This is a genomic window from Agromyces sp. H66 (genome assembly GCF_004959775.1).
GTDB lineage: Bacteria > Actinomycetota > Actinomycetes > Actinomycetales > Microbacteriaceae > Agromyces.
Genome location: NZ_SJZG01000013.1, coordinates 32,911 through 58,604, shown reverse-complemented (window position 1 = coordinate 58,604; position 25,694 = coordinate 32,911). Strand labels below are relative to the sequence as shown.

At 66.4% G+C, this 25,694-nt stretch carries 12 protein-coding genes; 4 read left to right on the top strand and 8 right to left on the bottom strand.

Features of this window, described 5'->3' with window-relative positions; all coding sequences use genetic code 11:
• Nucleotides 1-159: 159 nt before the first annotated feature.
• A complete protein-coding gene (locus EZM51_RS20675; RefSeq protein WP_211195970.1) occupies nt 160-1,188 on the top strand; it encodes an NINE protein in 1,029 nt (342 codons plus the stop codon).
• 141 nt (nt 1,189-1,329) lie between these two features.
• Here the strand turns inward: EZM51_RS20675 and EZM51_RS17630 are convergent, their stop codons facing one another.
• Entirely contained in the window at nt 1,330-1,647 is a 318-nt protein-coding gene (locus EZM51_RS17630; protein ID WP_136709624.1) for a DUF1778 domain-containing protein, read from the bottom strand.
• A 141-nt stretch (nt 1,648-1,788) separates the two neighbouring features.
• Here EZM51_RS17630 and EZM51_RS17625 point away from each other — a divergent pair, with 141 nt between their 5' ends.
• Entirely contained in the window at nt 1,789-3,810 is a 2,022-nt protein-coding gene (locus EZM51_RS17625) for a hypothetical protein (RefSeq protein ID WP_136709623.1), read from the top strand.
• A 753-nt stretch (nt 3,811-4,563) separates the two neighbouring features.
• Nucleotides 4,564-5,802 (top strand): IS256 family transposase, encoded by a 1,239-nt coding sequence (locus EZM51_RS17620; protein WP_136709672.1) that lies wholly within the window; start codon nt 4,564-4,566, stop codon nt 5,800-5,802.
• Here the strand turns inward: EZM51_RS17620 and EZM51_RS17615 are convergent.
• Nucleotides 5,799-6,575, bottom strand: coding sequence for a hypothetical protein (locus EZM51_RS17615; RefSeq protein WP_136709622.1), 777 nt, complete (start codon nt 6,573-6,575; stop codon nt 5,799-5,801). The two genes, EZM51_RS17620 and EZM51_RS17615, sit on opposite strands and share 4 nt — an antisense overlap.
• Nucleotides 6,576-6,654: 79 nt before the next feature.
• Between EZM51_RS17615 and EZM51_RS17610 the strand changes: the two genes are divergently transcribed.
• Nucleotides 6,655-7,941 (top strand): YDG/SRA domain-containing protein, encoded by a 1,287-nt coding sequence (locus EZM51_RS17610; protein WP_211195969.1) that lies wholly within the window; start codon nt 6,655-6,657, stop codon nt 7,939-7,941.
• Nucleotides 7,942-7,978: 37 nt separating this feature from the next.
• Here the strand turns inward: EZM51_RS17610 and EZM51_RS17605 are convergent, their stop codons facing one another.
• From EZM51_RS17605 to pglW, 6 genes are read right to left on the bottom strand one after another with little or no spacing between them, the layout of a single operon-like run.
• On the bottom strand, nt 7,979-10,084 hold the full coding sequence (locus tag EZM51_RS17605) for a DEAD/DEAH box helicase (protein ID WP_136709620.1): 2,106 nt from the start codon (nt 10,082-10,084) through the stop codon (nt 7,979-7,981).
• Nucleotides 10,065-11,399 (bottom strand): BREX system ATP-binding protein BrxD, encoded by a 1,335-nt coding sequence (gene brxD / locus EZM51_RS17600; RefSeq protein ID WP_136709619.1) that lies wholly within the window; start codon nt 11,397-11,399, stop codon nt 10,065-10,067. Before brxD ends, EZM51_RS17605 begins: the two co-directional genes overlap by 20 nt.
• Nucleotides 11,400-11,402: 3 nt before the next feature.
• Entirely contained in the window at nt 11,403-14,063 is a 2,661-nt protein-coding gene (pglZ, locus tag EZM51_RS17595) for a BREX-2 system phosphatase PglZ (protein ID WP_169053969.1), read from the bottom strand.
• A complete protein-coding gene (locus tag EZM51_RS17590; protein WP_136709617.1) occupies nt 14,060-17,761 on the bottom strand; it encodes a DUF6079 family protein in 3,702 nt (1,233 codons plus the stop codon). The genes pglZ and EZM51_RS17590 overlap by 4 nt, the downstream gene beginning before the upstream one ends.
• Nucleotides 17,758-21,381: a BREX-2 system adenine-specific DNA-methyltransferase PglX gene (gene pglX / locus EZM51_RS17585; RefSeq protein WP_136709616.1), complete on the bottom strand. Its 3,624-nt coding sequence runs from the start codon at nt 21,379-21,381 to the stop codon at nt 17,758-17,760. Before pglX ends, EZM51_RS17590 begins: the two co-directional genes overlap by 4 nt.
• Complete coding sequence (gene pglW / locus EZM51_RS17580) at nt 21,378-25,562, bottom strand: BREX system serine/threonine kinase PglW (protein ID WP_136709615.1); 4,185 nt, start codon at nt 25,560-25,562, stop codon at nt 21,378-21,380. Before pglW ends, pglX begins: the two co-directional genes overlap by 4 nt.
• Nucleotides 25,563-25,694: the final 132 nt, after the last annotated feature.

The following is a 25,694-nucleotide window of genomic DNA, read 5'->3' as shown; positions in this document are numbered from 1 at the left end:
CGATGCGCTCTGTAGACGCACCCGACCTCACAGCGAAAGAGAACGACCATGAGCGACCCCACGACGAACGCACGCACCGGAGCCGACGCTCCGGCGGGCACGCCTGCGCCTGCCCCTGCGCCTGCGCCCACGAGCGCTACTGCGCCTCTGAGCGCACCGATGCCCGCGCCGACCCCGGCGCCCGACCCGTACGCGACGGCCGACCCCGCCGCCCCGAAGTCCTTCATCGCCACCTGGCTCTTCGCCCTCTTCCTCGGAATCCTCGGCGTCGACCGGTTCTACCTCGGCAAGATCGGCACCGCGCTCGGCAAGCTCTTTACCCTCGGCGGCCTCGGCGTGTGGGCGCTCGTCGACCTCATCCTCGTGCTCGCCGGCGCCCAGCGCGACAAGCTCGGCCGCCCGCTCGAGGGCTACGCGAAGTACCGCACCATGGCATGGATCGTCACCGGCGTCGTGCTCGTGGTCTCGCTCGTCATCAACGGCGTGAACGCCGCGAACCGCGCCGGCGATGCATCCTCCGCCGCACCCCAGCCGGCGGCCGCGGCACCCGCAGACCGTGAGGAAGGCGACGAGCCCGAAGCGGATGCCGCGCCCGCGCCTGAACCCGCCAAGCCCTCGGTGCAGGAACTCAGCGTCGTCGAGACCGCCTTCGGCAAGGACCTCGACTCCGACATGTGGTGGTACGCGGTGGTGCTCGACAACCCGAACCCCGACCACGTCTTCCCGTCGGCCGGCATCACCATCGAGGCGGTCGACGCGAACGGCGTCATCCTCGATTCGGGCAGCGAGTACACGACGATCCTGCAGGGTCGCACGGTGGTCGTCGGGGACTTCTTCTCGGTCGGATCCGGCACCATCGCCAAGCTCGACGTGCGCGGTCCGACGAGCGCCGCAGCGACGTCGTCGCCCGCCGCCGAGACCGGCTCGTTCAGCGTGTCCGACATCGCGACGGCCCAGGAGTACGGGTGGCTCGACGTCACCGGCAAGGTCACGTCGACGTTCGATGAAGACCAGGAGCTGGTCACCGTCGCGGTGATCGCTCGGGATGCCGCGGGCACGATCGTCGGCAGCGATTTCGCGTTCATCGATCGCCTGCCCGCGGGCGGCACCGCGCAGTTCGAGTCCTCATTCTGGAACGTCGAGAACCTGCCCGAAGGCGTGACCTTCGAGGCGTTCGCGTCGCTGTAACGAGTACGGGTCGGCCGCGTACTGCGCGGTCGACCCTTTCACACTCTTGACCGGACTTGCAGCCGACCCCACTCCCTACGCTGAGCGCGACGACCCCGAGCTCGGGTCATCCCTTGGCGACCGAGCGAAGAGGCCTCTATCTCAGGTGTTCAGCGGCTCCGCACGCTGTTCCGCGCCATTACGCGTCGCACGAATCAAGTCGGCAAGCTGTGGCACCACGTCAGCGTCGGCCTCGAGTGCACGCTCGAGTTGCAGCACCGCGTGCGGGCTCAGTCGTAGCACCTGATCTTCAAGAAGGATGGCGCGGGCGCGTTCCATCGCAGTTCCCAGCACGAACGACGTCACATCCTGCTGTTGGCGCGCTGCAGCAGACCGAATGAGTTCCAGCGCCTCTGGGGAAATCCGCATGTTGAGGCGCGCGCTACGGCCTGGTTCCTCAATCGACATCTCTCTCACCACCTTTGGACAGTGTACATACGTGGTGCGTACACCTCAATCCGCTGACTCTGACCGAGAACTGAACGCGCGCAGCAGAGAACCGCCACCGACGGCGGTCGCCGATACCGTGAACCCACGATCCCCTGGCCGGAGGGATGAACGATGACGAGCCCCACCTCGACAACACGCCCGCGCACCGCCGAGCGCATCACCACGCTCGCCGAGACCGAGCGCCTCGCCGCCCGCATTCTCGACCCGACGCGCACACGCCCGCTCGTGCTGGTGACCACCACGCACGGTTCGAACGGCACGGATGTCGCGGCATCCGTGCCCCTCGATCCGCAGCGCCTGCTCGACGAGGTCGGCGACGTCGCCGACGTGGCCGTGCTGCCGACGGGCGAGCTGAGCATGCACCTCGACGACCTGCTGCCCGACATGCTGCAGGTGTACGGAGGTGCGGGCCGTTCGTACCCGGTGGGCCTCGCCGCCGATCCCGACTGGCGGCGGTCGCCGCTGCGCTTCCCTGGCCGCGGCGCTCCGGGACGGGCGCTCGATCAGCTCGTCTCCGACGCGGTCGCCCACGCCCACGCGGCCGGGCTGTTCGCGCACACGCCGGCCCGCACCCGCCGGGTCACGGGCGAGATGCGCGGCTTCATCGCGGGCGGTTCGCGCGCGCTCGTCGTGCACGACGACGGCGGCATGTCGACGATCTGGGCCGAGCTCACGGCTCCCCCGACGCCGCTCGAGTGGCTCCTCGCCGAGGGATGCCGCGTGTCGGGCACGCTCGACGAGGACACGAACCGCCTGGTCGTCGACGAGCTCGCGGCATCCGATGCCGACCTCGCCGACGCGTTCCCGCACGCGTCGGTCACGCTCGCCCTGGTGACCGCGGTCGACGGCGACGAGGCCGAGCTGGCGTTGCATCCGTCGCATCGCAGCAGGGTGCACGGCACGGATGTATCGCCGAATCCGCTCGACCGCGTCGACCTGCTGCTCAGCGAGGGCGAGGTCGTCGCGGCGCGGGTCGTGCACCTGTCGACCGGGGCGCTGCACCTGCGCCTCTCCGACGTGGACGACGACGAACCGATCGTGCCGCCGCTCACGCTCATCGCCGGCGGCACACCGTGGCTGCGGGAGGATCGTCCGCTGCCGACCGGCTCGTCGGATGACTCGCAGGCGGTCGAGGCGCAGCTCGAGGCGCTCGACGCGCAGCGCCCGGCGGCGGAGTCGACAACGTCGCCGCTGGCTGCCCAGCCGGTGGAGTCGACGGATGCCACTGCACCGCCCGAACCCGATGGTGCGGCAGCCGGCGCGCCCGCCGTCGCGGCACCCCGGCCGCTGCCAGGGCCGGGGCCGCGCCGGGTCGTGTCTGCCTCGGTTCCGGATGCCGCGTCCGCGTCTGACTCGACGACGCCCGCGTCTGTCGCGGCGCGTCTGCTCGGGCCGGCGCCAGCCGCCGTTCCCGGCCCGTCGGCGCGCTCGGCGCTGCAGGCGACGCAGCTCGAACTCGAGGCGGAGCGGGCCCGCCGCCTCGCCGCCGAGCAGCGCCTCGCCGACGCGGGCGTCTCCGACTCGGCGCTGTCGCGGCTCCGCACAGGGTCTGAGCTGGACCGCCGCCGCGCGCGCGAACTGCTCGCGGAGAACGCCGAGCTCCGCGCCGAGCTCGGCAGGCTGCGCGGCGACCGGGCGGATGCTGCCCGCCGCCTCCGCGAGTACGCGCGGCGCGGGTCGGCTGCGGTGGACGGTTCGGGCCGGCCGGCGCTCGCCGGTCGTGCGGACTTCATCGACGCCGAGGCGTGGGTGCGGCACGAGATCTGCTGTGCGTGGGTCGAGCGCATCCCGGCCTGCGACAAAGTCGCCTACCCGCTCCCGACGTATGTCGTCGGCGCGGACTTCGCTGCCTCCCTGGAATCCCTCGACGCCGACAAGTTCGCAAAGGCGATGAAGGCCGTCGTCGACGTGCTCACCGGCCGCGCGGAGCGGCTGGACGGTCGCGAGGTCCACCGCCTCCGCACGTCGGATGCGGGCGGCTCACCGTACGTCGTTCGCGACGACGGCGCCCACGCCATGCGCTGCGCCATCGAGCGCAACACGCCCTCGGCGCGCCGGCTGCACTATTGGGTCCTGCCCGGCGGCGAGGACGAGCTGGCGCGGATCGTGCTGCATGACGCCATTATCGGTTAGCTGCTATTCGCCACTGCGAATCGATCGGTGCGAGCCGACTCAATCGAGGCTGGCGCGGGACAAGACAATCAGTCCCGCCCCCGTTCAGGCTTCCCGCTATCGCGGTGATTGATGACGCCGGTACGGCTCGAGAAGAGATGGCCGCGGGGATAGCGCATGCTGAGTTCGCCGGCATCCAGGTACCTGGGAGAGCGCCGAACGGGAGTGGCTGCAGCGCGCGGGGGTTATGGAAGACATTCAGCCCGTCCACCCATCGTTCTTCCCGTCCCGGCGTCACCTCCTCCGCAAACCTCACAGGACTTGCGGGCGTCTCAGGATCGAGCCGATAGCCCACGTGAACGATCGTGGTGTCGGAAGACCCGAACCCGGCTGCAACACCGATTCGATTGAACTTTGAAAGCGTTCCCGCGCCATTGAACAAAACGGCGCTAACGTGCTCTGCGTCAGGCAAGTCGAAGAAGCCTGAGGGCACTACTTTCGAGCCCCATCGATGCTCAGTCGTCGGGTTGGCAACGAGATTGTCGCCCGCATCAACCGTCAATCCGTACAAGTATGCCTGGAGCGCCCCAACGCTATATGTCATCGACATCCCATCGTGAAAGTCCTGGATCGCGATGACAAATGGACACCGAGCTACTTCGGGACGATCCCAGTAGCGCTTGCCAAGCTTCGCCGTCAACGGGGGACTGTCTGATTAACGGTGGATCTGGCTTGGCCTGACCGAAAGGAAGGGCGATGACCGATGTCATCGAGATGATCGATCCTGTGACGGGAGAGATCATCGATCAGCAGCAGATCGCGAAGCAGTTGCTCGCGCAGGCCAAGGAGCAGGGCGTCAGCCTCGTGGGGCCGGGCGGGTTGCTTGGGAGCCTGACGAAGACCGTGCTGGAGACCGCGCTCGAGGCCGAGCTGACCGAGCACCTCGGTTACGACAAGCACGGCGCCGCGCCGGGCGTGAATGCCCGCAACGGTACGCGGGCGAAGACCGTGCTGACCGAGGTCGGCCCGGTCGAGATCCAGGTGCCCAGGGACCGGGACGGGTCGTTCGAGCCGAAGATCGTGCGGAAGCGGCAGCGCCGGCTGGACGGCATCGACGAGATCGTGCTGTCGTTGACCGCCCGCGGCCTGACGACCGGTGAGGTCGCCGCGCATTTCGACGACGTCTACGGTGCACAGGTGTCGAAGGACACGATCAGCCGGATCACGGACAAGGTGCTCGACGAGCTCACGGAATGGTCCAACCGGCCGCTGGATCGGGTGTACCCGGTGGTCTTCATCGACGCGATCGTGGTGAAGGTCCGTGACGGGCAGGTCCGGAACAAGCCGTTCTACGTCGCGGTCGGCGTCACCACCGCCGGCGAACGCGACATCCTCGGCATCTGGGCCGGCGACGGCGGCGAGGGCGCGAAGTTCTGGCTCGGGGTGCTCACCGAGATCAAGAACCGCGGCGTCGAGGATGTGTGCATCGTGGTGTGCGACGGGCTGAAGGGGCTGGCCGAGTCGATCAACACGACGTGGGAGCTCGCGACGGTTCAGACGTGTATCATCCATCTGATCCGGAACACCTTCAAGTACGCGTCCCGGAAGTACTGGGACCAGATCGCCCGCGATCTGCGCCCGGTGTACACGGCGCCGACCGAGGCCGCGGCGCGGGCCCGGTTCGACGAGTTCGCCGAGAAGTGGTGCACCATGTACCCGGCGATCCGGCAGCTGTGGCAGAACGCGTGGGCGGAGTTCATCCCGTTCCTGGACTACGACATCGAGATCCGCCGCATCATCTGCTCAACCAACGCGATCGAATCGCTCAACGCCCGCTACCGCCGCGCGGTTCGGGCGCGAGGGCATTTCCCGAACGACGCCGCAGCGCTGAAGTGCCTCTACCTCGTGACGCGCTCGCTTGACCCGACCGGGCGCGGCCGGGCACGCTGGGTCACGAGGTGGAAGCCGGCGCTGAACGCGTTCGCGATCACGTTCGACGGCCGAATCAACTAATGACCGCCACGCCAGATCCACCGTTTATCGGACACACCCGTCAACGGACCTGCAAAGCGAATTGGCAGGTAGTTGGCGAAGTAGTCGTCGACTTCTTGTGGCGTCTTCGGCCGCGGGGCGTCGACCGTTTGCCCGTTGATGATTGATGGGTTGATGGTCGTTGCTTCGATGCCAAAGCGATGTTCGCGGCCAATCGCGAGCAGATCCGGTGCTTGATCTGGAAATGACACTGAGTAGCCCGCCTCAATTAGAAGAGCGTACAAATAGAGTTCCCAGATCCGCGCGTCGAACCCTGTGGATTGAAACTGTTCGACGAAGTTCCCGTCTCTGTCGTCGTAGCACCGCATCAGGCTCGAAATGATCTCCCGGGCAGCGTTATGGCCTCTCCCGGACTCGATCAACCGGAAGCGAGGATGCATCTTTTCCACCGATACACGTGGGGCAAAGAAGTCGACCGGGCCTGTCTCGTCACCATGCAGGCGCGGCGTACGCTCGACCTCGGCGGTTGCGTCCGAGGCTGCCATGTGCATGGCCGCAACAGCGCGCTCTAGGGTGTCGAAAGAGTCTGTGTGCGACACCAACTGAAACCTCCCCAGTGGATCCCTTGCAAAGATCGCCCCTGAGTACTGCAAGCTTGCGTCCTCCCTAAGAACGCCAAGGACGTCACAGTCTTCGTTCTGGTACCACGCAACCTCATCAGAGGGCAGAGGCGCGGCGGTTGGGCGGGCATACGCAGCGAGCGCATCGAATCGAATGCGTGGGATCCGGTTCATGTACTCAGGATGAGGCATTCGGCAGCGCGGCGTCAGTTCGTGCCGTTCGGTCGTCGTACGAATGGGACATGATTACCTCGTGCCTCCAAGACCCCGCTCCCGATACTCGCGACCATTACGCTCCTCCCGTACATTCGGCTCAATCCCAGAGGTCACCGTTGGGTCCTGGTTTGAGAACCGGGTAGCACTTCGCGAGGCGGGCGTCCACCCGCCGAATCAAGCGGGGATTAGCGGTACTCCGGCCGAGGGGGCAGACTCCATCGTCCTCTCCGGCGGCTATGTCGACGACAAGGACCACGGCGACGTCATCATCTACACCGGTCAGGGTGGGCGCGGAGCGAACGGCAGGCAGATCGCCGATCAAGATCCCGAGAGGGACGGAAACGGCGCCCTCATTACAAGCATGAGTCGCGGCCTTCCGGTCCGTGTCACCCGCGGAGCAAAGCATAAGTCACCGCTTTCGCCGAAAAGCGGATACGCCTATGGCGGGCTCTTCCTCGTGAAGAAGTGGTGGACTGAACGTGGCGTGGATGGCTTCTTGATCGTTCGCTTTCGCCTGGAGCGGCTCGAATCAGAGCGGGATGGATCGTCATCTCCCCCCAATCGTGACGAGCCGGATGCCTCCCCTCCTCCTGCTGGGGTGGAGAGTTCGTCCGCTACGCCAGCGAGCGATTTCGAACGGCTCCTGGACACGATTGGAGGCGAACTCGCGCAGCTCCAGATTCTCCTGAGAACTGGAGCCGTCACGTCGTCGATGCAGGCTCAATACGACGCAATCACCCTTGCCATGAATGTTCGTGTGCCAAGGAGCGGGCGAAGCGGCGAGCGCGAGTTGTTCCGGCGAATCCGACGTGAAACCGACGACCTGCACTGGGACCATCCGGAGCTCGACCCGGCGTCGACGCCTCGATCCGAGTTGACCCGAGAGCGCACCGCCCAGTACCTGCAGAATATCGTGCGCGATTCCGGCCTCGACCGCACGCTCTTCGACGGGTCTTCAGTGCACGAGACTCTGGTGAACGATACCCCCGCGCCCCTCCACACCCACCGGGAACCTCACCCTCACGCTCTCGAGCTCACGAAATCAGCACGATTCCGACTGCAACAGGCGCGCGCCGGGCGCCGGGCGCTTGATACAGATGTGGTGATCTCGGCGCTGACTGTGCTCTACGAGGGGGGAGGCCGCGCTCCGAAGGCGGCGCTCGCAGACTCGCTCAATCTGCCCGACTCGAGGGTCGACCCGACCATCGCGGCGCTTCGACGGATCATCAACGTCGATGGCTATGAAGCGCTCGGCTTCGATCCCGACGGATCGACCGTCGTCCTGGACACCGCGCTCGTCGCTGAGCAGTTCCAGCTTGGTTAGCGCAGGGCGACATGGCAGGGGTGACAAAGGCGAGTGACTAGTCTTCGCTGCCCGAGGCCATCACGATCCCGTCCGTCACGATCTCCATGGCCCCGACCCGATCGGCAAACCGCTCAGCGAGCGTCTCCTGAGCCAGCCCGCCCGGCAGGGCCGCCGAAAACTTCAGCCCCGCCACCGCGTCGGGGCTGATCCACGGCACGGCGTCCCGCACGTCCGCGCCACGCACGTCGGCGACTCCGATATCGACCGGGAGAAGGATGCCTTCGTTCGCCGCCGTTGCCGAGTCAGACAGCCCCATCCCTGCGATCAGCGTCTGATTCGCCCGCAATCCGGCCCAGGTCCAGAACCTGACCGCCGTGCCACCGCGCTGCATCACCAGCCCGCCGTCGTCAACGCGCTCGCCATGCAGCGTCCGTCCGCCCTCGAGCCGCACGACGGCTCGCTTCGACAGCTTCACCGCGGGGTCGACCCCGAGGAGCACCTCACGACGAGCACGCATCATCTCGAATGACTCGGCGATCGGCTCGGAGGCCCACCGAACCTTGCCCTTCTCGGGATCCTCACTCACCACAACTTCATGCTTCTGCCAGTCGACCGATTGCACCTTCCACGCGCGACCTGCCAGCAAGAGCGGTTTCCGGCTGTCGACGACGTCCCGAGTCATCGACAGCGGGGATACCGATCCGATCTCGCGCACACCGGCGACCACACGCAGTTCGAGGTCGGCGACGAAGGAGGACAGCAGATCCATGAAGTAGCGACGACCGAACTCGCGTTCTGCCGCAGGCCCGATGAAGAGGAACCCGCCATCCTCGACGAGGTACTGTTCGGCGCGCAGGTAGTCGAGCACCTCCTCGGCGCCATCCATCACGGCGCACCCCGACCACCAGTCATGCCAACCGTTCGCGGGGAACCGTCCCTCCTGCAGCGCGAGCGCCAGGAGCTGCTGGGCGGCGATGTGTCGTGGATGCGGCGGCGGAAGCACAGGCTCCACGTAGCCGCGCGACCAGAGATGAAGGAGACCAGCGGCACGGAGGAAGGTGTCGAGGTCCGTGGCGAGGAAAAGTGCGTTCCGCGCGGTCCCAGCGCGCCGGCCGGTGCGTCCGAGTCGTTGCAGGAACGACGCGACGCTGAATGGTGCGTCGATCTGGACCATGCGATCAAGGTCGCCGATGTCGATCCCGAGCTCGAGCGTGGATGTCGCGACGATGACGCAATCTCGCGCTTCGGCGAATGCCCGCTCAGATTGGCGGCGTTCATCCACCGACAATGAGGAGTGTGAGACGAACGTCGTCACGCGTCGCTGACGTAGCTCGAACGCGAGCTCCTCGGCCTGCGCCCGAGATTGGCAAAACACCAGGCGCTTCTCGCCGACATACAGCCGCGAAAGGATCTCGGCGGCGTTCTCGACCGAGCCGACGTAGTCAAGCGTGACATCGGGGGCGGATGCTGCGCCGCCTCCGTCAGCAACGACTTGGCGGTCGACCCCGGCCGAGGCATTCGAGCCTTGCATCCACGTCAGGATCTCGTCCGGGTTTCCCACCGTCGCGGACAGCCCGATTCGCTGGATGCGTCGCCCCGCGAGTCGCTGGATCCGCTCGAGCACTGCCAGGAGGTGCCAGCCCCGGTCCGCCGACGCGAATGCGTGGAGTTCGTCGATGACGATCGCGCGCACGGTCGCGAAGAACGACCGGTGGTCGACCCGTCGCGATACGAGCATCGCCTCGAGCGATTCAGGCGTAGTGAGGAGCACGTCCGGCGGGTCGGCGAGAATCCGCCTGCGCTCACCATCGCCGATGTCGCCATGCCAGAGCCCGACCCGACGCCCCACCCACGCCGCGTATGTCTCCAGCCTGGGGTGCAGGTTGTTGAGCAGCGCTTTCAGCGGGGTGACATAGATGACCGTGAGTCCACGCCATCCTTCGTCGACCATGTTCGAGAGCACCGGGAACATCACTGCCTCGGTCTTGCCACCAGCCGTGGGGGCAATGAGGAGGCAGTCGGCACCGGATCGCACCGGAGCGATGGATGCCTGCTGCAAGGGCCGCAGCTGCGTCCACGCCAACGCGTTGACGATGTGGTACTCGATTGCCGCGCTCAGTTGATCGCCGGGCCCGCCTCGATCAGACGTCGAGCTCGACATCATCCACTCCCCCGGCCGGCGCATGCTTGCCGCCGAACCGAGTGACCGCGAGCTCGGCCTCGGTCATGTCTGCGGCGGGAATCGCACCGAGCGCGTCCCGTCTCGGCTCGTACTCCTCGAACTGGTCAGCCCGATCCAGGATGTCAACCAGCCGTCGCAGATACAGACGCGGCGCGACTCCGACTCGGCCACCCAGCTGCCCAGCGATCGACGAGCCGAGCTCGCTCAGGAACGCGTCATCCACGAGAGTCAGGAGCCGGTCCTGCGTCGGCTGACCGCTGGCGTACACCTCGCGGATGCGGGCACCGAGCTCGTGCAGGGATGCATCAGTGAACCCCGTGAGCCGAATCTGCGGCGCACGCGGATTATCGAAGCGAGGGTCGCCACTGAAATCAGCAGCGATCCGCTGCGCAAGCGGTGGCAGTCGCTGCATCCCCTGTGGCCCGTCGAAGAACGCGGGAGTGCCGGTGATGAGGATGTAGAGGCCAGGGAACCGCCCGGCGTCAACCTCGTCGACGAGCTGTCGCAGTGAGTTCAACGACCTCTCGCGGACGTCGGATCGCACACGTTGCAGTGTCTCGACCTCATCGAGGATGACGACCAGACCGCGATAATCCGAATCGCGCAGCACAGTGAGAAGCCCCTGCAGGAATCCAAGCGCTCCGAAGTGGTCGAGCTCACCACGCAGACCAGCGCTACGTCGCACACCCGCGGCGACGTGCGGTTGTCCCGCCAGCCACGCGAGCAACCCCTCAGCTTGTGCCGCGTCGCCGGCGCGGACGGCAGCGCGGTAGCCGCGGAGTGCCGTCGCAAATGCCGGCGCCGTCTTGCTCACATTGCTCAATCGCCGCTCCATGAGCGCGTCGGCCTCGGTTGCGACCTCGTGCGGGTCGGCGCCGTTCGCGCCGGCATCGATGGCATCGCCCTCGAGCACATGGAACCAACCGTCAATCACTTCGCGAAGTGCGCTCGGCTGTGCCTCCGCGGTCGCGAGGTTCTCGATGATCCGCCGATAGACGGTCTCTAGCCGGTGGAGGGGGGTTTCCGTCTCCGAGATCTGCAATTCGGCGGTCGCGAATCCCTGCTTCTTCGCGGTTTCGCTGAGCCACCGGGCGAAGAACGTCTTGCCCGAGCCATACTCGCCTCGCACGGCTTTGAACGATGCCCCGCCCTGCGCGACAGCGTCGAGCTCGTCTCGCACGGTCGCGTCGAACCGATCGAGCCCGACGGCCATGACGTCGAGGCCGCGCTCGGGGACGGTGCCACGGCGCAGCGCGTCGATGATGTCGCGGCGTCGGCGGGGGCTGATGTCCACGGGTTACCTCACGTTGAACTGTTCGCGCAGCAGATCGACGTCGAGCAAGATCGTCACGCCATCGCGGTCGAGCGAGATCACATCGTAGCCCTCGACGTTCAGCAGCCTGCGGAGCGCGGCGAGGGTTTGATCGATGGCTGTGGTCGCGATGCCGAGCCCCGCACCAAACGCATCCCGATGCGCGCGGCCGCGCTGTTTGTGAAGCACATCAATGGCGCGGGTGACCACGTCGTCTGACAACGCGTGCCGGCCGGCACGGGTCTTCTGCGAAGCGTAGAGATCGGATGCCACGAGACGTGACGACAAGCTCGATTCGTGCTCGCCGCCCGCCTCTACGTCGAACATCGCGGGCGTCTGCTCGGCGACGCGTCGTGCCGGTCGTCGGGCAGCCTTGATCGGAGCGGGTGCTGCGCCGGCTGTCGCCGACTCGTTCCACCACGTGGGTGCCTGCGGCACGGCGTCAGGCCAACCGGGGATCTCCCCGCCGCGGGCGTTTCGCAAGACGATCACCGGCACCGTGAGCTCGGCGAGAGCCGCGCCACCGTGGTACCCGGCCGCCTTTGGCATGTAGCGAAGGCGCTCGTCGACTGCCAAGATCGCGCGGCCGTCGGGGCTCAGCACCCGCGACCCCGAGACGAGAACCTCATCCGCAGCGAGTGGCCCGCTGTCAACCGTGCGCCACCGTGCCCCGCCAGAGCCACCCGCGATCGGACGGTACTCGCCCCCGCGCTCGATCACGTGCCCATGGTCGGAGGTCAGCACCACCGCCCGGCCTGCCAACGCCGCGGCGTCCAGGAGTGCCCGAAGGTGCTGCACGGCGGCGAGATTCCAACGAGTGCCACCCGGGTCATGCTTGGCGAGCGCATCGTCGATCGTGTTCAGGACCACACCAACGACCTTGCGTTTCCCATCGTTGATCGCGTCGATCACCGAGCGAGGAAGCTCGTGCCCGCCCGCCGCCCGAAGGTCGTCCTTATGGAACACCACTCCGCCAGCCTGCTGGGCGAACTGCGCCTTCTCTGTCGTCTGGTCCCCAGAGCGAAGGTCACTCGAGAAGAAGGACGTGCGCGAGAACCTGGTCAGCGACGGAAGTGCCGCGAGCGCGACCAGCCGCCGCGGGTGCCCATCGGGCAGCACCTCGACCCAGCCCGTCTGCTGCGCGTCCTGTGCAATCTCGGTCGCGGTCGCGACGCTCATGCCGTCGATGAGGATGACAAGGGTCTGGAGCCGCGTGGACAACGGCACCACGACGCGTTCGAGCAGCTGCTCGACAGGGATGACCGTACCCGCGTGGGTTTCTCCGGTGAGCAGCGCCGCGGCCGCCGCGTCCTCGCGGCCGCGGCGATGCCGGGCACGCTCCACGAGCGCCGCGTAAGCCGCCGCGGTCGCGGCGCCGGATGACCCAACCCAGGCAGCAGACAAGGCGCGATCGGCCCACCCGGTGTCGTGCGCGTACGCAATGAGTGTTTCGTCAAGGGATGCCGGGCCCTCGACGTCGACGGACATCCATCGCATCAGACGCACCGCCATCTGAGCGGTGAACACTTCAGACGCGTATCGCGCGGCGAACGCGTGCCCAGACAGGTTGCGTACGGCCGACTCGGCGAGTGCAGCAGCGTCCGATGCTCCGGCGAGCCATGCCTCGATCGCTTGGCCAACCTCGCCGAGCCGAGCGAACATGCCGGCCCGCGTGAAGCGAGACTGGGCTGCGCCAGCTTCCCAGCCCAGATCCTTCGCGAGCGCCTCCGCCTGGTCGAGGATGTGCTCGAACCCGTCGTCACCGAGAGCTTCGCGTCGGAGCACCGCGGCGATCGAGGCGTCAGCGAGGCCGCGGGCATCTCGCTCCTCGATGTCCGGGCCAAGCAGCTTCTCGAGCCGCACACGCGCAGCGAGCGCATCTCCTGGAAGCGACGACCGGCCACCGGTCGTCCAGAGCACGTCGGCAATCAGGCCGATTGCCGCGATCGAGATCGGATTGTCGGATGCCGCCGCGCGGAGCGCGAGCACGACGTGGCCACCCAGGACCTTGCCGGCCGCGGCGGTGAGACCTTCTCGTGTGGGGTCGTCGAGCTCGCGCCAACGCGTTCGCGCGTCAGCGCGTTCGAGCTGTTCAAGTACTCGTGCGGCGTCGATCTCCTCGAGCAGAGAGATGCCGAGGATCTCCGCGAGCAGGAGGCGAATGACCACACCGGTCGACAGGGGTCGGCCGGTCTGCTTCGGCCACCTCGTGGCCGGCTGATAGCGCAGGAGCGCCTCGGGAAGCCAGTTCTGGCCGATCGCGCGGAGGGCAGGGTCGACGTCTTGGCTTCGCACGGCGAAGAGTCCCGGAACGAGGTTCCAGACGTCGAGTCGAGTGATGCGCTGGTGGTAAGCCTGGAGCAGGATCGCCGAGCCGAGCTCGTCCTCGGTGAGCGGAGTGACGACCGCGAGCAGCTCATCGGGCTCAAGAGAGTACAGCTCGTCGAGAATGGCGAGCTGCGAGACACCCTCGGCAATGCGGATCGTGCGCCCCGCCGCGACGATGGACCTCGGCCCGCTCCACGATGATTGTGCGCGCAGAATCAGCACTCGTTCGGCGGCTCGGGCCATCGCGGCGAATGCCGCGACGTGTTCCTGCACCGCGGCTTCGGTTGCGACGGGGACGTGCGTGGTGACGGGTGTCACTCGAGCCACCATTTGATGCGAACACGCTTGCCCGGTGCCTGTTCCATCGCGCTGCGAATTTCATCGCGCAGCGCGTCGATGTTGGAGGTAATGGACGCGACATCGGGGAGGACGACCTCGTCAGGGTTCACGATTGGGCCTGCGCCTGAGGCGGAATCGCCGTCCGGTCGGGGAGCGAGCGTCGATCCGGCGCTGGACGCACCGTCACCAGGTCGCGGCATCGGCCCCGGTCCCGGCTCGGCCTTGCGGACCCGGGCGAGCACCGCTTGTCGCGCGACCACCATCGCCTGATCTAGCACTTCGCCGAGCGGGCTGACGTACTCGTTCTCCGAGGCCGCCGCGCGAAGCGCACCAATCGCATGCGCAGCCTCGGGCGCATCATCGAGCGCGTCTGCTGCGCGGAACGTGTCCCAATCGGCGGCAGCAAGCTTTCGCTGCAGGGCGGCCGCACTCGAAGTCGAGCGTGCCAGTGGAGTCACGTCCGTTCCGAGCTCCGTGGCCGCGAGCCGCTCGATCATGACCAGCGGATTGCGCTCCCCGGCGACCGCCGACACGAGACTCTGCGCCCGACGCGCGGTGGCGAGGCGCCCGACGGGCGCATCCGTGGCGATGCCCAGGTCACCAGCGTGACGAATGAGCTCTGTAACGAGACCATCAGCCGCCGGAACAGCCTCCCGCGCCCGCGGCTGCACAGCATCGCCGAAGCGCCGCACCGCCGTCGAGATGCGCGCGTGCTCCTTCGGCATGCCGAAGACCGCGGCGGCGACCTCGTTCGCCCGTTTCCAGTCGGCTTCGCTTGGCAGGTTCGCCGATCGAAGCACGAGGTCATTCGGGATCGAGCCGACTGCGGGCGCGGGCACTGCGGTCTCACCGCGCACCCACTCGCGGTCGGCGATGAGCGCCCAGCTGGCGATGAGCGCATCCTCGACATCACGCGCCATTCCCCACGTTGCGAGTCGATCGCGCAGCGTCTTCACGTCAATGCGATCATCCGCCTCGGCGGCCCACTTCGAGAAGGTGTCGCGCCATCGGAACTCCACCATTGACGCGACGAACACGTTCTCGCTGAGCGTTCCCAGCCCGAGCGGCACGGCGATGCGCTTGAGGACCTCCTGCTCGGGCCGAGCAAGTCCTTCTGCGCGACCGCCCGCGCTGACGGCGGTCTCGACCAGCTCCACAACTCGTCGGAGATCGATCGTGCGAATCTCGGCGCCGCTCGGCTCGAACGCTGGATGCTCGGGGAACTCCACAGCCCACGCCTGCTCGAGTGCCGACTGCAACCCCTTCAGCAGGTCGTCGGCGACCGGCGGACTGATCTTCAGCCCACGGAACAAGGTGGAGAACACCTCTGACGGCGTGAGGTCGTCATCGACATCGCCGGATTTTCTGCTCGAGACGGCGTACGCCTGTCGCAGCGCCGAGACGATCGAGGTGCGAAGAGTCTTCCGCTGATTCTCGAGTGCCTGCCGGGCCGGCTCCCGGTCGGTGGCGGGAAGATGGCTCGAGTTCTGATCAAACTGGTTCGGCAGCAGCACGTGCTCGAGCTTCACGAGCTTGCCAAGGTCCGCGAGCCGATCCTGCGTGAGGAAGTTCGGAATCCACACGATGGTCTGCGATTCGACGCCCTCATCTTGCAGGTCGCTGAGCCGCGCCAGATCGTCAGTCGGGGGTCGTCCGTCGGCGTCGTAGGGGTAGTCGATCACGAGTTTCCACTCGTCGCCCGACGAGATGAGGTCCTCGTCGCGGACATCATTTTGGTCGCGCACGTTGCCGAAAATCGCGACCACGTTCCGCTTGCGACCACGCCAGACGTGTGTCAGCTGCTTCTCGCGAATGAGCCCGCCGCCAGTCAGCTTCAGTTCGCCCTGGACGAGGTCGCGGATGAGCACGCGGCGGTTCGAGGGATTGTCTTCGGATGCCACGCGCTCGAGGATCGAGTCGTAATCGACCCCGCTGAGGTGGATAGCGATGAGCGGGTCGACACCCTCGCCAATCGAGACCTCACCGAACTGCTGTGCCCACTGGCCGACCCACGTGCGCACCTGCTGGGCCTCGGCCCCGGGCACGTACGAATTGATGGTCCCGTAGTTCAGCGCGGCCAGTTTCGCGGCGGTGAGGTTGCGCAGCGATGCCGCGCCCGGCGCGAGGTCCGCAACGAGCAGTGTCTTGGCGAGACGGTCTTCCGTACGGAACGGATGCTTCCGCCCGAGGGCACGCGCGTCCGACTCCATCAGGTTGTGCTTGTTCAGCAGGAACGGGCGGAACTTCTCCTCGTAGAACGACCGGGCGATCGAGAATCGCCGCTTCATGTCGTTCGTCAGCGGGGTCGAGCTGCCGGTCATGATCTGGTCGAAGAGGTCACCGACGGGAACGACATCGGATGCGGTGAGCTCGCTACGCCCATCTGCGAGCAGCTCACCCATGAGCTTGAGGGCGGTGCGCTCGCGCTGCATGAGTGACGACAAGGCGATCATCGAGTCGACGAGGGCGGGCGAGAACGGGTACACATCAGCGAAGTCCTGCTCGTCCGAGTTGACCTCATCGGTCATCAGGTACGTCCAAGCACCACTGCGCTTGACGCTCGCGAGGGCGTCACCGAGAACGGATGCCGCAGCGTCCGAGGTCGGCGCGAGGAGTCGCTGCTTCACGATCTTCGGCAGGTCGGCGGCCTTGAGCTCGATGCGCTCGAACCGGTCCTCCCACCACTGGAACGACTGGCCGATGGCTTGCTGCTGTGCACCGTCAATGCTGTCGCCGAGGAAGTCTTTGAGATCGCGTTGGCGAGCGACGAACGAGACGATCGGGATCGGCAGCGATGAGACGCCGGTCTCGACCAGCTTCGCGACTTTCGAGGTCTCCTCCTGGATGAACGCGCTGTCGGAAAGGTGCTGTCCGAGCCAGAGCACGAGCTCGTCGAGGAAGAGCACGATGCCGTCGTACCCCAGACTCTTGGCGTGCTCCGTCATCCTCTCGAGCCCGGTGGAGATGTCGAGCCACTGGCCCGCGTGCGTGTAGGACTGGTAGAGGGTGGAGGTGAGGTCAGTCACCAGGCGGTCGCGCTCCGCGCCGCCAGCGCGGATAGCCGCGTCGAAGCTCTCGGCATCCCAGGGTGCGCTGAAATCGCCCCAGCCATCGTCTGCGCCGGTGCTGATCGCGGCGAAGAACGCAGCATCGCCCATTCGCGCTCGAGCATTCGCGGCGTCGGCCAGGAGGCTGTCGCTCACATGGAGCATCGGAGTGGGCGCATGCGGGTGCGAGTTACGAACCGTCTTTAGATAGCCGTTGAACAGCTCATCCTCGAAGCTCTTGGCGCCAAGCAGGTGGTAGTCGATCGCGAGCACGTTTCGGGCGAGCACGCCGCTTCGACGATCCACGACGCTCGCGAGGCCGTCGAGTTTGCGCGCCGTCAGGTTACCGGTGAGCAGCAGGTGCAGCACCGCCATGAAGTGCGACTTACCACTACCGAATGAGCCGTGGATGAACGCGCCCTTGGCGCGCCGCTCCGCGAACGTGCGCTCGACGATACCGAGTGCATCGTCGAGCGACTCGGCGATGGAATCGGTGACCACATAGTCCGAGAGGGTACGGTCGGCGTGCTCGACACCCTCGTGGAGTTGCAGCACGAAATCGGATGCGTCGACCTTCTCCGGGATGTTGATCAGGTCGCGCAGCGGCGAAGTGAGGTTCAGCTCGGTCATGCGTTTGCCTTTTCGGTGGTTGCAGGCCGTCGACCGCGTCGTGTGACGGACGGAATCGGAGCCCACGCGTTCACCTCGTCACGGCTGACGCCGTATTGGGCGAGGAGACCTTCGAAGACGCCGGTGATCGCGTCGGCCGGGCTCGTGCCGAACGCCGGATCGACGTCAGCATGCCACTGCCGCAGCCACGGCTCCAGCTCGACGAGCCCTGCGAACAACGGCATCAGCGCATCGGATGACGCACCCTCGGCACTCATCGCGGACGCTAGACCCAGGAGCGCCTGACCACGCTCCGCGTGGTCCCAGCCGGCCCAGCCGAACACCGCGCTGTCGTCGTTCGGCAGCACCGCACCGGGATACGAGATGAATCGCTCCTTGGGCACGTCGAGCTTGCCGCGCGCTTTCCAATAGGTCGGCTTCTGGAAGTCGGCCTGCGTGTACTTCGGCGGCACCGGGATCGAGACCTTCTCGCCGCGATCCTCCGCGCGCTGGAGCTCCCAGACATGCTGCCACACTCGGAAATTCTGGAGGCCCTTCGGTTTGTACCGCTGTACGGCCACGTGCGGCACCGATTCTCCAAGGATCAGTTCGGCGACCAGCGCAATGTAGTCCACGTCGGACGATCCGACCAGCAACTCGGCCAGCTCGCGCGCCCGCGCATCGCGGCGCAGCTCCTGCGCGAGGTCCCCGACCGATCGTGTGGCCGGGCGGCCATTCGCGTCAACCCAGAGGTCTCGTGACTCCAGTCGGTCGAGTAGGGCATCGCGAAGCGCACCCGGGAGTTGGTGCTCCCACGAAGGGCCAGCCCACCGCCGCTTGTACTCGGGCTGCTCGAGGAGGCGGATCCAAGGGTTTGACGCTATCTCCGAAAGGCGACGCTCCACCAGCTCCCGGTATGCTCCCGGCCAGCTTGCCGGCACATCGGTTACCGGCTGACTCCCGTGCCGATCGAACCAATCTGATGTGATCTCGCCAGACTGAACACGGCGTGCAAGCGCGACTTCGAACGCACGCGATCCGAGTTCAATACTTCCGTTCGCCTCACCCACGAGCGGTCGATTAGTGAGTCCATAGATCGAATACGTCAGCCAGTCGAGCTCTTCCTGAGCCCACACCATTTGGCCACGGATTGCAGCGTGACGCTTGCGCGCGCTCTCGAGCGCGTCGCGAAGACGCTCGGCGTCGCCTGTGCGAGCGATCGTCGCGGTGGGCTGGACGGTCGCGAGCTCATTCGCGAGGCGATCAAGTGCCTCAGCGTGCTCCCGAGGATAGCTCGACGGCAGCGGGAAGGGTCCAAGCTTTGTCGCGGTGAACTCGAAGAATCGCTCCCATTCTTGGTCCGCGATGCCACCGCCGTACCCGCCGTTTCCCTTGTCATGGCTGACCTGCTTGAGCCAGAAGCAGGCGGTGGAGGAGTTCAGGATGCCGAGCAGGTCGTAGTGGTCGTCCTCGGTCGCATCCGCGGGCAGCTTGATCACCGGCGCCGACTGCTTGAAGACCTTCCCACCCCGGTCCAATACGAAGTGGTTATGCGTCGCCACGAACGCGAACGTGATCGATAGCGGAATCCGGTACTTTGCTGGAATCCAGCGGTACCACACCCACCAATCGGCGCCAGCCTCCTTGCTCGTCTCGCCTCCGAAGCCGGTAGTCGCGTCGAGCACTGCCCTAAATGCCCAGAGGTGCCGCCCCCAGGCACTCTGAACGTCGAAAGGCAGAGGCTTGAACGACGCGTCGTAGGGTGCGATCGACACTTCGCTGGGAGAAACGGACCAGTCGCGAACTACATCACCGGTGACGAATACCTTGCCAACGTGTGCGCTATCGGTGTGCCGCTCAAACCACTGATGGTCGAGCACAAACGGCTCGTCGTTCCCAGGAAAGCTCGCAAATCCCGTCGGCATCCCGAGACGATTCTTCAGTTGTGTGACCCCCGAGGCATCCAGCATCGCCTTAAGGTCGCTGGCGCCGCCCCCGGAGAGGGACCATGGGAACCGTGAGAGTGTCTCTCGGCTGAGGTCGCTGATAGTGACGTACGTACCGTTATAACCGGGCTCGTCGATGTGCCCCGTGATCTCGCTCCACACCTTGCCGTGTGCCGGATCCGCTGGCTGACCCGGCTCCCCGCGCACACCGAGCGCCGCACGCACAACGTCAAGGGCAGGACGCCGGCGCCGTCCGAACAGAATCACCGTCGGCGTGCCGTGACCGGGGATGTACGCACCTGACGTGTCGACCACACCACTCAGGTCCACCGGGCTGAACGGGTCCGCGCCTGAGAGGAACTGCTCAATTACTTTTTTCCCGAACTCGCGTTTCATGAACGAGTTCGACGTGATCTTACCCACATACCCGGCACCGGACCCGGCAGCATCCGACCGCTTCGCCAATTCGAAGAACAGCTCCATGAACGGCACGCTCAGCGCGTACTTCCCGGAGCAGGTCTTGAACAACTCCCGGTACCGCTGGTTCAGGGCCTTGTCCTTGACGGTGATATAGGGCGGGTTGCCGACCACGACGTGGTACTGGCCGCGATCAAGGATTCCGGCGTACTCCTTGACATCCTCGACCGAGTAGGTGAACTCCTCCTCGTCGTCCCCCATCGACAACTTCTGCGTCGACGCCTCTGAACGCAGCAGTGAGTCACCGACCGCGAGATGAAACCCGAACGCCGGGGCGTCCGTTAGCGTCGGCTCACCCGACGCCCGCAGCGCCGCGACCGTCAATCGGAAGCGGGCGATCGCCACCGCGAAGGGGTTCAGGTCCACACCGTGGATGGAGTCCAGCGCCTTCTGCACGCGAGCGCGCGCATCGAGCCCCGGCGCGTGCGCCTGCCACGCGTCATCCAGCCGGGCGAATGCGCCAAGGAGGAAGTGACCCGACCCACACGTCGGGTCGATGAGCTTCAACCCTTCAAGCCCGAACTCATCAATCGCGGGATTCAACGTGCGATCGAGGATGAACTCCTCCACGAACACCGGCGTCTGCAACAGCGCGTACGTCTTCTTCGCGTACTCCGAGAGGTCCTGGTACAGGTCACCGAGGAACCGCGTGTCCAGGGTCGCGTCAGTGAAGTCGTGTACGACCTGACCGCTCAGGTCCGCTTGCCGCCAGAAGGCCAGCAGATCATCTGCGGCCGCACCACTGATGGGCGCCGACCACACCGGGTTGTGGCGCCGATCCAGGAGCGCCTTGCCTGCGGGCAGGTCGGCGAGGACGCCGAACGCGACGTGGAACCAGTCGCGGCTGTTCGACGTTGGCACGGCATTGTGGAACGCCGTCTGGTTCTCCACCGCCCGATCACGAGCGACACCAGGACCTGACAACCACGGCCCCTCGATCCCTCGGTCATCCCGAGCGCCAGCCAGCAACCCGTTGTCCTCCGCGAACCGCACGAACACGCACGCGACGATCCAGGCCACCGAGGCGAGCGTCACCTCACCGTCACGCCACTCCGACCACGACAGCGCCGTCCGGTCACGCGCGAACGCGCGGTTGTACTCCGCGCGCAGCTCCTGCGCCCACGCGTCATCCGAGACTTCCGCGCGTTCCCGCAGGTCGTCTTCGAGCAGGCGCACTCGCCGCTTCAGGTCAGCCAGCAACGCGGCAGCATCAATCACGCAACAACTCCAGACGAAGAAGGGAACAGTTCAGCGAGGTCTGAGGGTAGCGATACCCACCGATCGGGGCCGAGTGGGATCGGTCGCCCATCGAGGTCCGGCGTCGGCTTGGCCGCTTTGTGCGGCACGAGCAGCCAACGTGCGGCGGGCCTCGGGCGGGCGAGGTCGAACATCTCGGCGAGGTACTCGGTGAGGCCGTAGCGAGCGATCGGCGCGGCGTTCGTGAGCAGCAAGGGATTCGGTTCTGCTGAGAGTTCGCGCCAGTACGGCTCGAACGCCTGGCGTGCGATCTGACTCACCCGCTTGAAGTCGTTCGACGACGCCTCCGAGGCATCCGCCCGCGTGACGACGGCCCACTTCGCGCCACGCTCGTCGGCCACCGCATGCATGCGACGCACGAGCTCAGCTGCGAGATCGATGGTGGTGACGTCGTACCGGTTCGTGAGGTACCGCCGGGCCTCCGTGTAGCGTCGCGGATTGACCGCAAGCGTCAGCGCCGCGTTGCTCCCGATCGACCCCAGGAGTCGTGCATGCAGGTCGGATGCGGGGAGCGACTTTGCGAGATCGGTGCGCGAGAGCGTCGTTGAGCTGTAGGAGCCACCCACCGTCGAACGCGGGCGGTAGGCATCGCCCGACCAGACCAGGTGCGGGTGCGTTCGCGCGATCACGTCGTCGAGGGCGGGTCGGTGCGGCACCTGCTCGGCGAGCGGGAAGCGCGACTCGGTGCGGCGGATGATGCCATCGCGCGTCAGGTCCCGAACCGCGATGCCCCGCAGGGCAGTCTCGACCGCGCGATCGCCGGGCATGCGCTTCGGATAGACCTCGCCGACGCTCGATCGTGCGGCGCCGCTCGAGGCGCTCACCGCGAGCTCCACGAGGCGTTGGTCATCGATGAGGGCGGTGTCGGGAGCGGCAGCGCGAAGCTGTTCACGCGCACTCGCGGCGTCCACGACCTCGCCCGACTCGACGAGCGCGTCGACCCGCCCTGCGAGTGCGTTCGCCACGTCGAGCATGGCGTCGGCCGTGGGCACCGAAGCCTGGCCGGGCGACGGCACTGCCGACGTCAATGCGATGAGGATGTCAGGTTCTGCCCCCTGCGTACGACGGAACTGGAAGCGCGGTGTGGCGGCTGCGGCATCCGTCTCGATGGCCGCACGGAGGAGTCCCAGCGCCCGCCGCCGCCGCGCAGCGCCATCGAGCGCTGAGCCGTACGCAACCATCAGGGCCGACGCGAGCTCGTCGGCGGTGGCGACGCGACCACGACTCAGCAGGGTCTCGACGAGGTCATCGAGCACGCCCCGCAGGGTACCGTTCTTCTTCCATCGCACGACGGCCGTGTCGATGACGCGGAGAACGTCCTGGATCGACACGTCGGTGAGCTTGGACAGCTCCGCCATCGACGGCCAGTTGGGGGCTGATGGCTGCACGTCTCGTGCCTCAAACCCCAGAAGGTGCGTGAGCACATTGACCTCGGCGGCATTGTCTTCGGTTGCCCGGGGAACCAGCGCAGCGGTTCGACGTTCGATCGACTCGCGGCGGGTGGGATCGGGGGTCGCGGGAGGTGTCGTCGTGCTGAGCAGTCGGGCACGCCATGCGGCGATGCGACCCTGCACCTCCTTGCGAACACGCTCACCCATGCCACGAACGGCGTTGAGCTTCACCGGCGGAACCGCGAGGAGCTCGCCGACCGTTGTGGCATCGACACGTGCGAGCGCGGAAACCGCGCGGGCGCTCAGCCCGGACTGCTCGATCGGCGTGTCAAGCGTCGCGCTCTCGGCGCGTGCGTCGCTCGACGGGGCATCCTTCTCGTCACCCGGAACCGCGTCGACCTCGGCGAACACTCGACGCCAGGCCTCGGCGATTTCGCTCACGTTCGCGAAGCGCTCTGTGGCATCGGGGGTGAATGCCTTCGCGAAGAAGCTCGTCAGACCTGATGCCACCCCGGCGTCAAAGAGGCCGTCGTGCACGACCGCCGTGTCGTCGGTGCCGGTGGGACCTGCACCACCCTTGTCCCACCACGGCGTCGACGCGACCGCCATCTCGAAGAGCGTGACCGCGACAGCGTAGAGCTCGGCCGCCCGGTCGTACTGCTGGCGTCGTTTCTGGCCGAGGAACGGGTCCAGGTACGGGCGAGAACCTGACTGGATGTTGCGCACCGGCTCTTTCGCCAGGGAGAAGTCGAAGAGATTGAGTCGCGGCTTGCGAGTGCCGGGATCTGGGGCGACGGCGAGGTTTGCCGGCTTGATGTCTCGGTGGAATACGCCATGCGCGTCGAGGTAGGCGACCGCCTCGAGCAGGTCGGCACCGAATCGCTCAAGCTGCTCGATGGTTGCCCGGCCCTCGTTCTGGAGCTTGAGGGCGAGGGTCTCAGCGCCGGCATCCGACAGAACCAGCGCGGTGCGCTCACCAACGGTAATCGGGCCCTCGATCAGCTTCACGACCCTCGGGTGGTCGAGATTTCGCAGCACATCCGCCTCGACGTGCAACCGGGCGGCCGCAGCGTCGTCGCGAGCCAGCTTCAGGATGACGCCCGAGATCTCGGCCTCGAAATCGTCCACGAGCAGGGCGGTGCCGGTTGACCCCGATCCGCGGCGGTCCTGTACGACGAACCGCTCGGCGATGGTCTCGCCCTTCGACGCGTCGATCGGGTCGCCCTCGGCCTCGCGTCGTTCATCTGCGTCATCCGGTCGTGTGATCTCATCGAGCGCGTACTCGAGGCTCGCCAGCACCGAGTCGATGTCGATCGTGCGGTGGATCTCCTGGAACATCGTCGCCTTAGTGATGACTTCGGCGACGGGCTCGGGCAGATCGGGGCTGACCGAGAGCGGGTCGAGGCTCTCGAATGACTGGACCCGATCCAGCAGGTCCTTGAGCCCCTGGGCCGGGGGCTCGCCGGTGAGGATCAGGAAGGCGACTGCGCCGAGCCCATAGACGTCGAGTGCGATCGGCGGCGCATCCGGGTCATGGCGCAGCGTCTCGGGCGCCAGGTAAACCCACGATGCGTGCTCGACGAGGGAATCGACTTGGGAGACGCCGCCTGACACGATCGTCAGACTCGTGGTACTCGAAGAGGCTCGCTGCGCGGTCATCCAGTCACGGATCGCGACCGTGAGCGTCGCACCTGACTGCCGGACGTAGATCTGGCGGGGCGTCAGCGCGCGATGCGTCAAGCGGCGCGCGTGGGCGTACGAGAGCACTTCACCGACGCTGCGGATCAGTCCGAGGCGTGCGTCAAGGTCGAGTGGGGCGCCCACACCAGCGAGGAAATCATCGAGCGGCACGTCATCGGGGTGGTAGTCGAACAGCAGTGCTGGGCCGTTATCGGTAGCGAAGTACTCAATCGCGCGAGCGATGCCGGGAAAGGAGAGTCCGTCGGTGAAGGCGAACTCGCGCTTCGCGTTGAGTTCGATCTGCTGAAGCGCTTGGGCCGACGCACCGCGCGGCACGTCGAACAGGCGCATCCGCCGCTTCTTACCAGTATCGGGATGGGTGACGAGCACGTCGCGCCAACCAGCGCCCTCCCCGAGGGGGTCGGCGTTGTCAAGCTGGTAGTGGCCGACGGTTCGCGTCTTCGGAGTCGGCAGGAAGCCGGCGGCCTCAATGATCTTGCGGATCTCGTTCGCACGGGGCCCGTCGACCGGCTTCTGGTCGGCGATCGGCGTGGAGAGGAAATTGGAGACGGTGTTGCCGGCGGGAAGGCCCTTGACGTTGTATCCGTCGAGCGTGAGGACCCGAACCTCGGTTGGCGCGTCAAGCGACACCTTCGAGTCCTTGCCGTGGAGGACGATTCGGGCCGTAACGAACGGAACCTTCGGTTTGCCAGGGATGCGCGAGGCCGCATCCTTCAGCGTCGATGCGAGCCGCTTTGCCTTGCTGTCAGTGAGGATGTACGGGTTCGCCACGAAGTCGAGCCGTTTGCCGACCCTGCGCTCCCACGTCGTTGCTTTGCCATAGATCTCGCCGTGCCAACCCTTGAACTCGAGCACGAAGAGGCCGGCTCGCGTCAGGAGGAGCGCGTCGATCTCATCGGTGCGTCCATCCGGGTTGATCGCGGTGAGGTTCACCCATGCGGTCGCGATGCCATCGTCTGGCAGGAGTTCGCGGAACCGCTCGAGCGCGTCCGACTCAGCTGGAGTTGCAGGCTCGCCAAGGGGAATCCACCTGTTCGAGTCTGACTTCATTGGGATTACAACCTAGGGCGGTGCTGGAAGGGTCTGGGATTGATTGTCGCAGAGGTCGAACCTTCCCGGACGGCGGCATTGATCAGGAGCAGCACCCCCATTGGGGGGACGGCAAGCCGAGCCCATTCGGCA

Excerpts from the sequence above, each read along its gene's own strand:
- EZM51_RS17590 (WP_136709617.1), bottom strand. The coding sequence starts at position 17,761 with ATGACCGAGCTGAACCTCACTTCGCCGCTGCGCGACCTGATCAACATC.
- pglW (WP_136709615.1), bottom strand. The coding sequence starts at position 25,562 with ATGAAGTCAGACTCGAACAGGTGGATTCCCCTTGGCGAGCCTGCAACT.
- EZM51_RS20675 (WP_211195970.1), top strand. The coding sequence starts at position 160 with ATGCCCGCGCCGACCCCGGCGCCCGACCCGTACGCGACGGCCGACCCC.
- EZM51_RS17620 (WP_136709672.1), top strand. The coding sequence starts at position 4,564 with ATGATCGATCCTGTGACGGGAGAGATCATCGATCAGCAGCAGATCGCG.
- EZM51_RS17625 (WP_136709623.1), top strand. The coding sequence starts at position 1,789 with ATGACGAGCCCCACCTCGACAACACGCCCGCGCACCGCCGAGCGCATC.
- EZM51_RS17615 (WP_136709622.1), bottom strand. The coding sequence starts at position 6,575 with ATGAACCGGATCCCACGCATTCGATTCGATGCGCTCGCTGCGTATGCC.
- EZM51_RS17605 (WP_136709620.1), bottom strand. The coding sequence starts at position 10,084 with ATGTCGAGCTCGACGTCTGATCGAGGCGGGCCCGGCGATCAACTGAGC.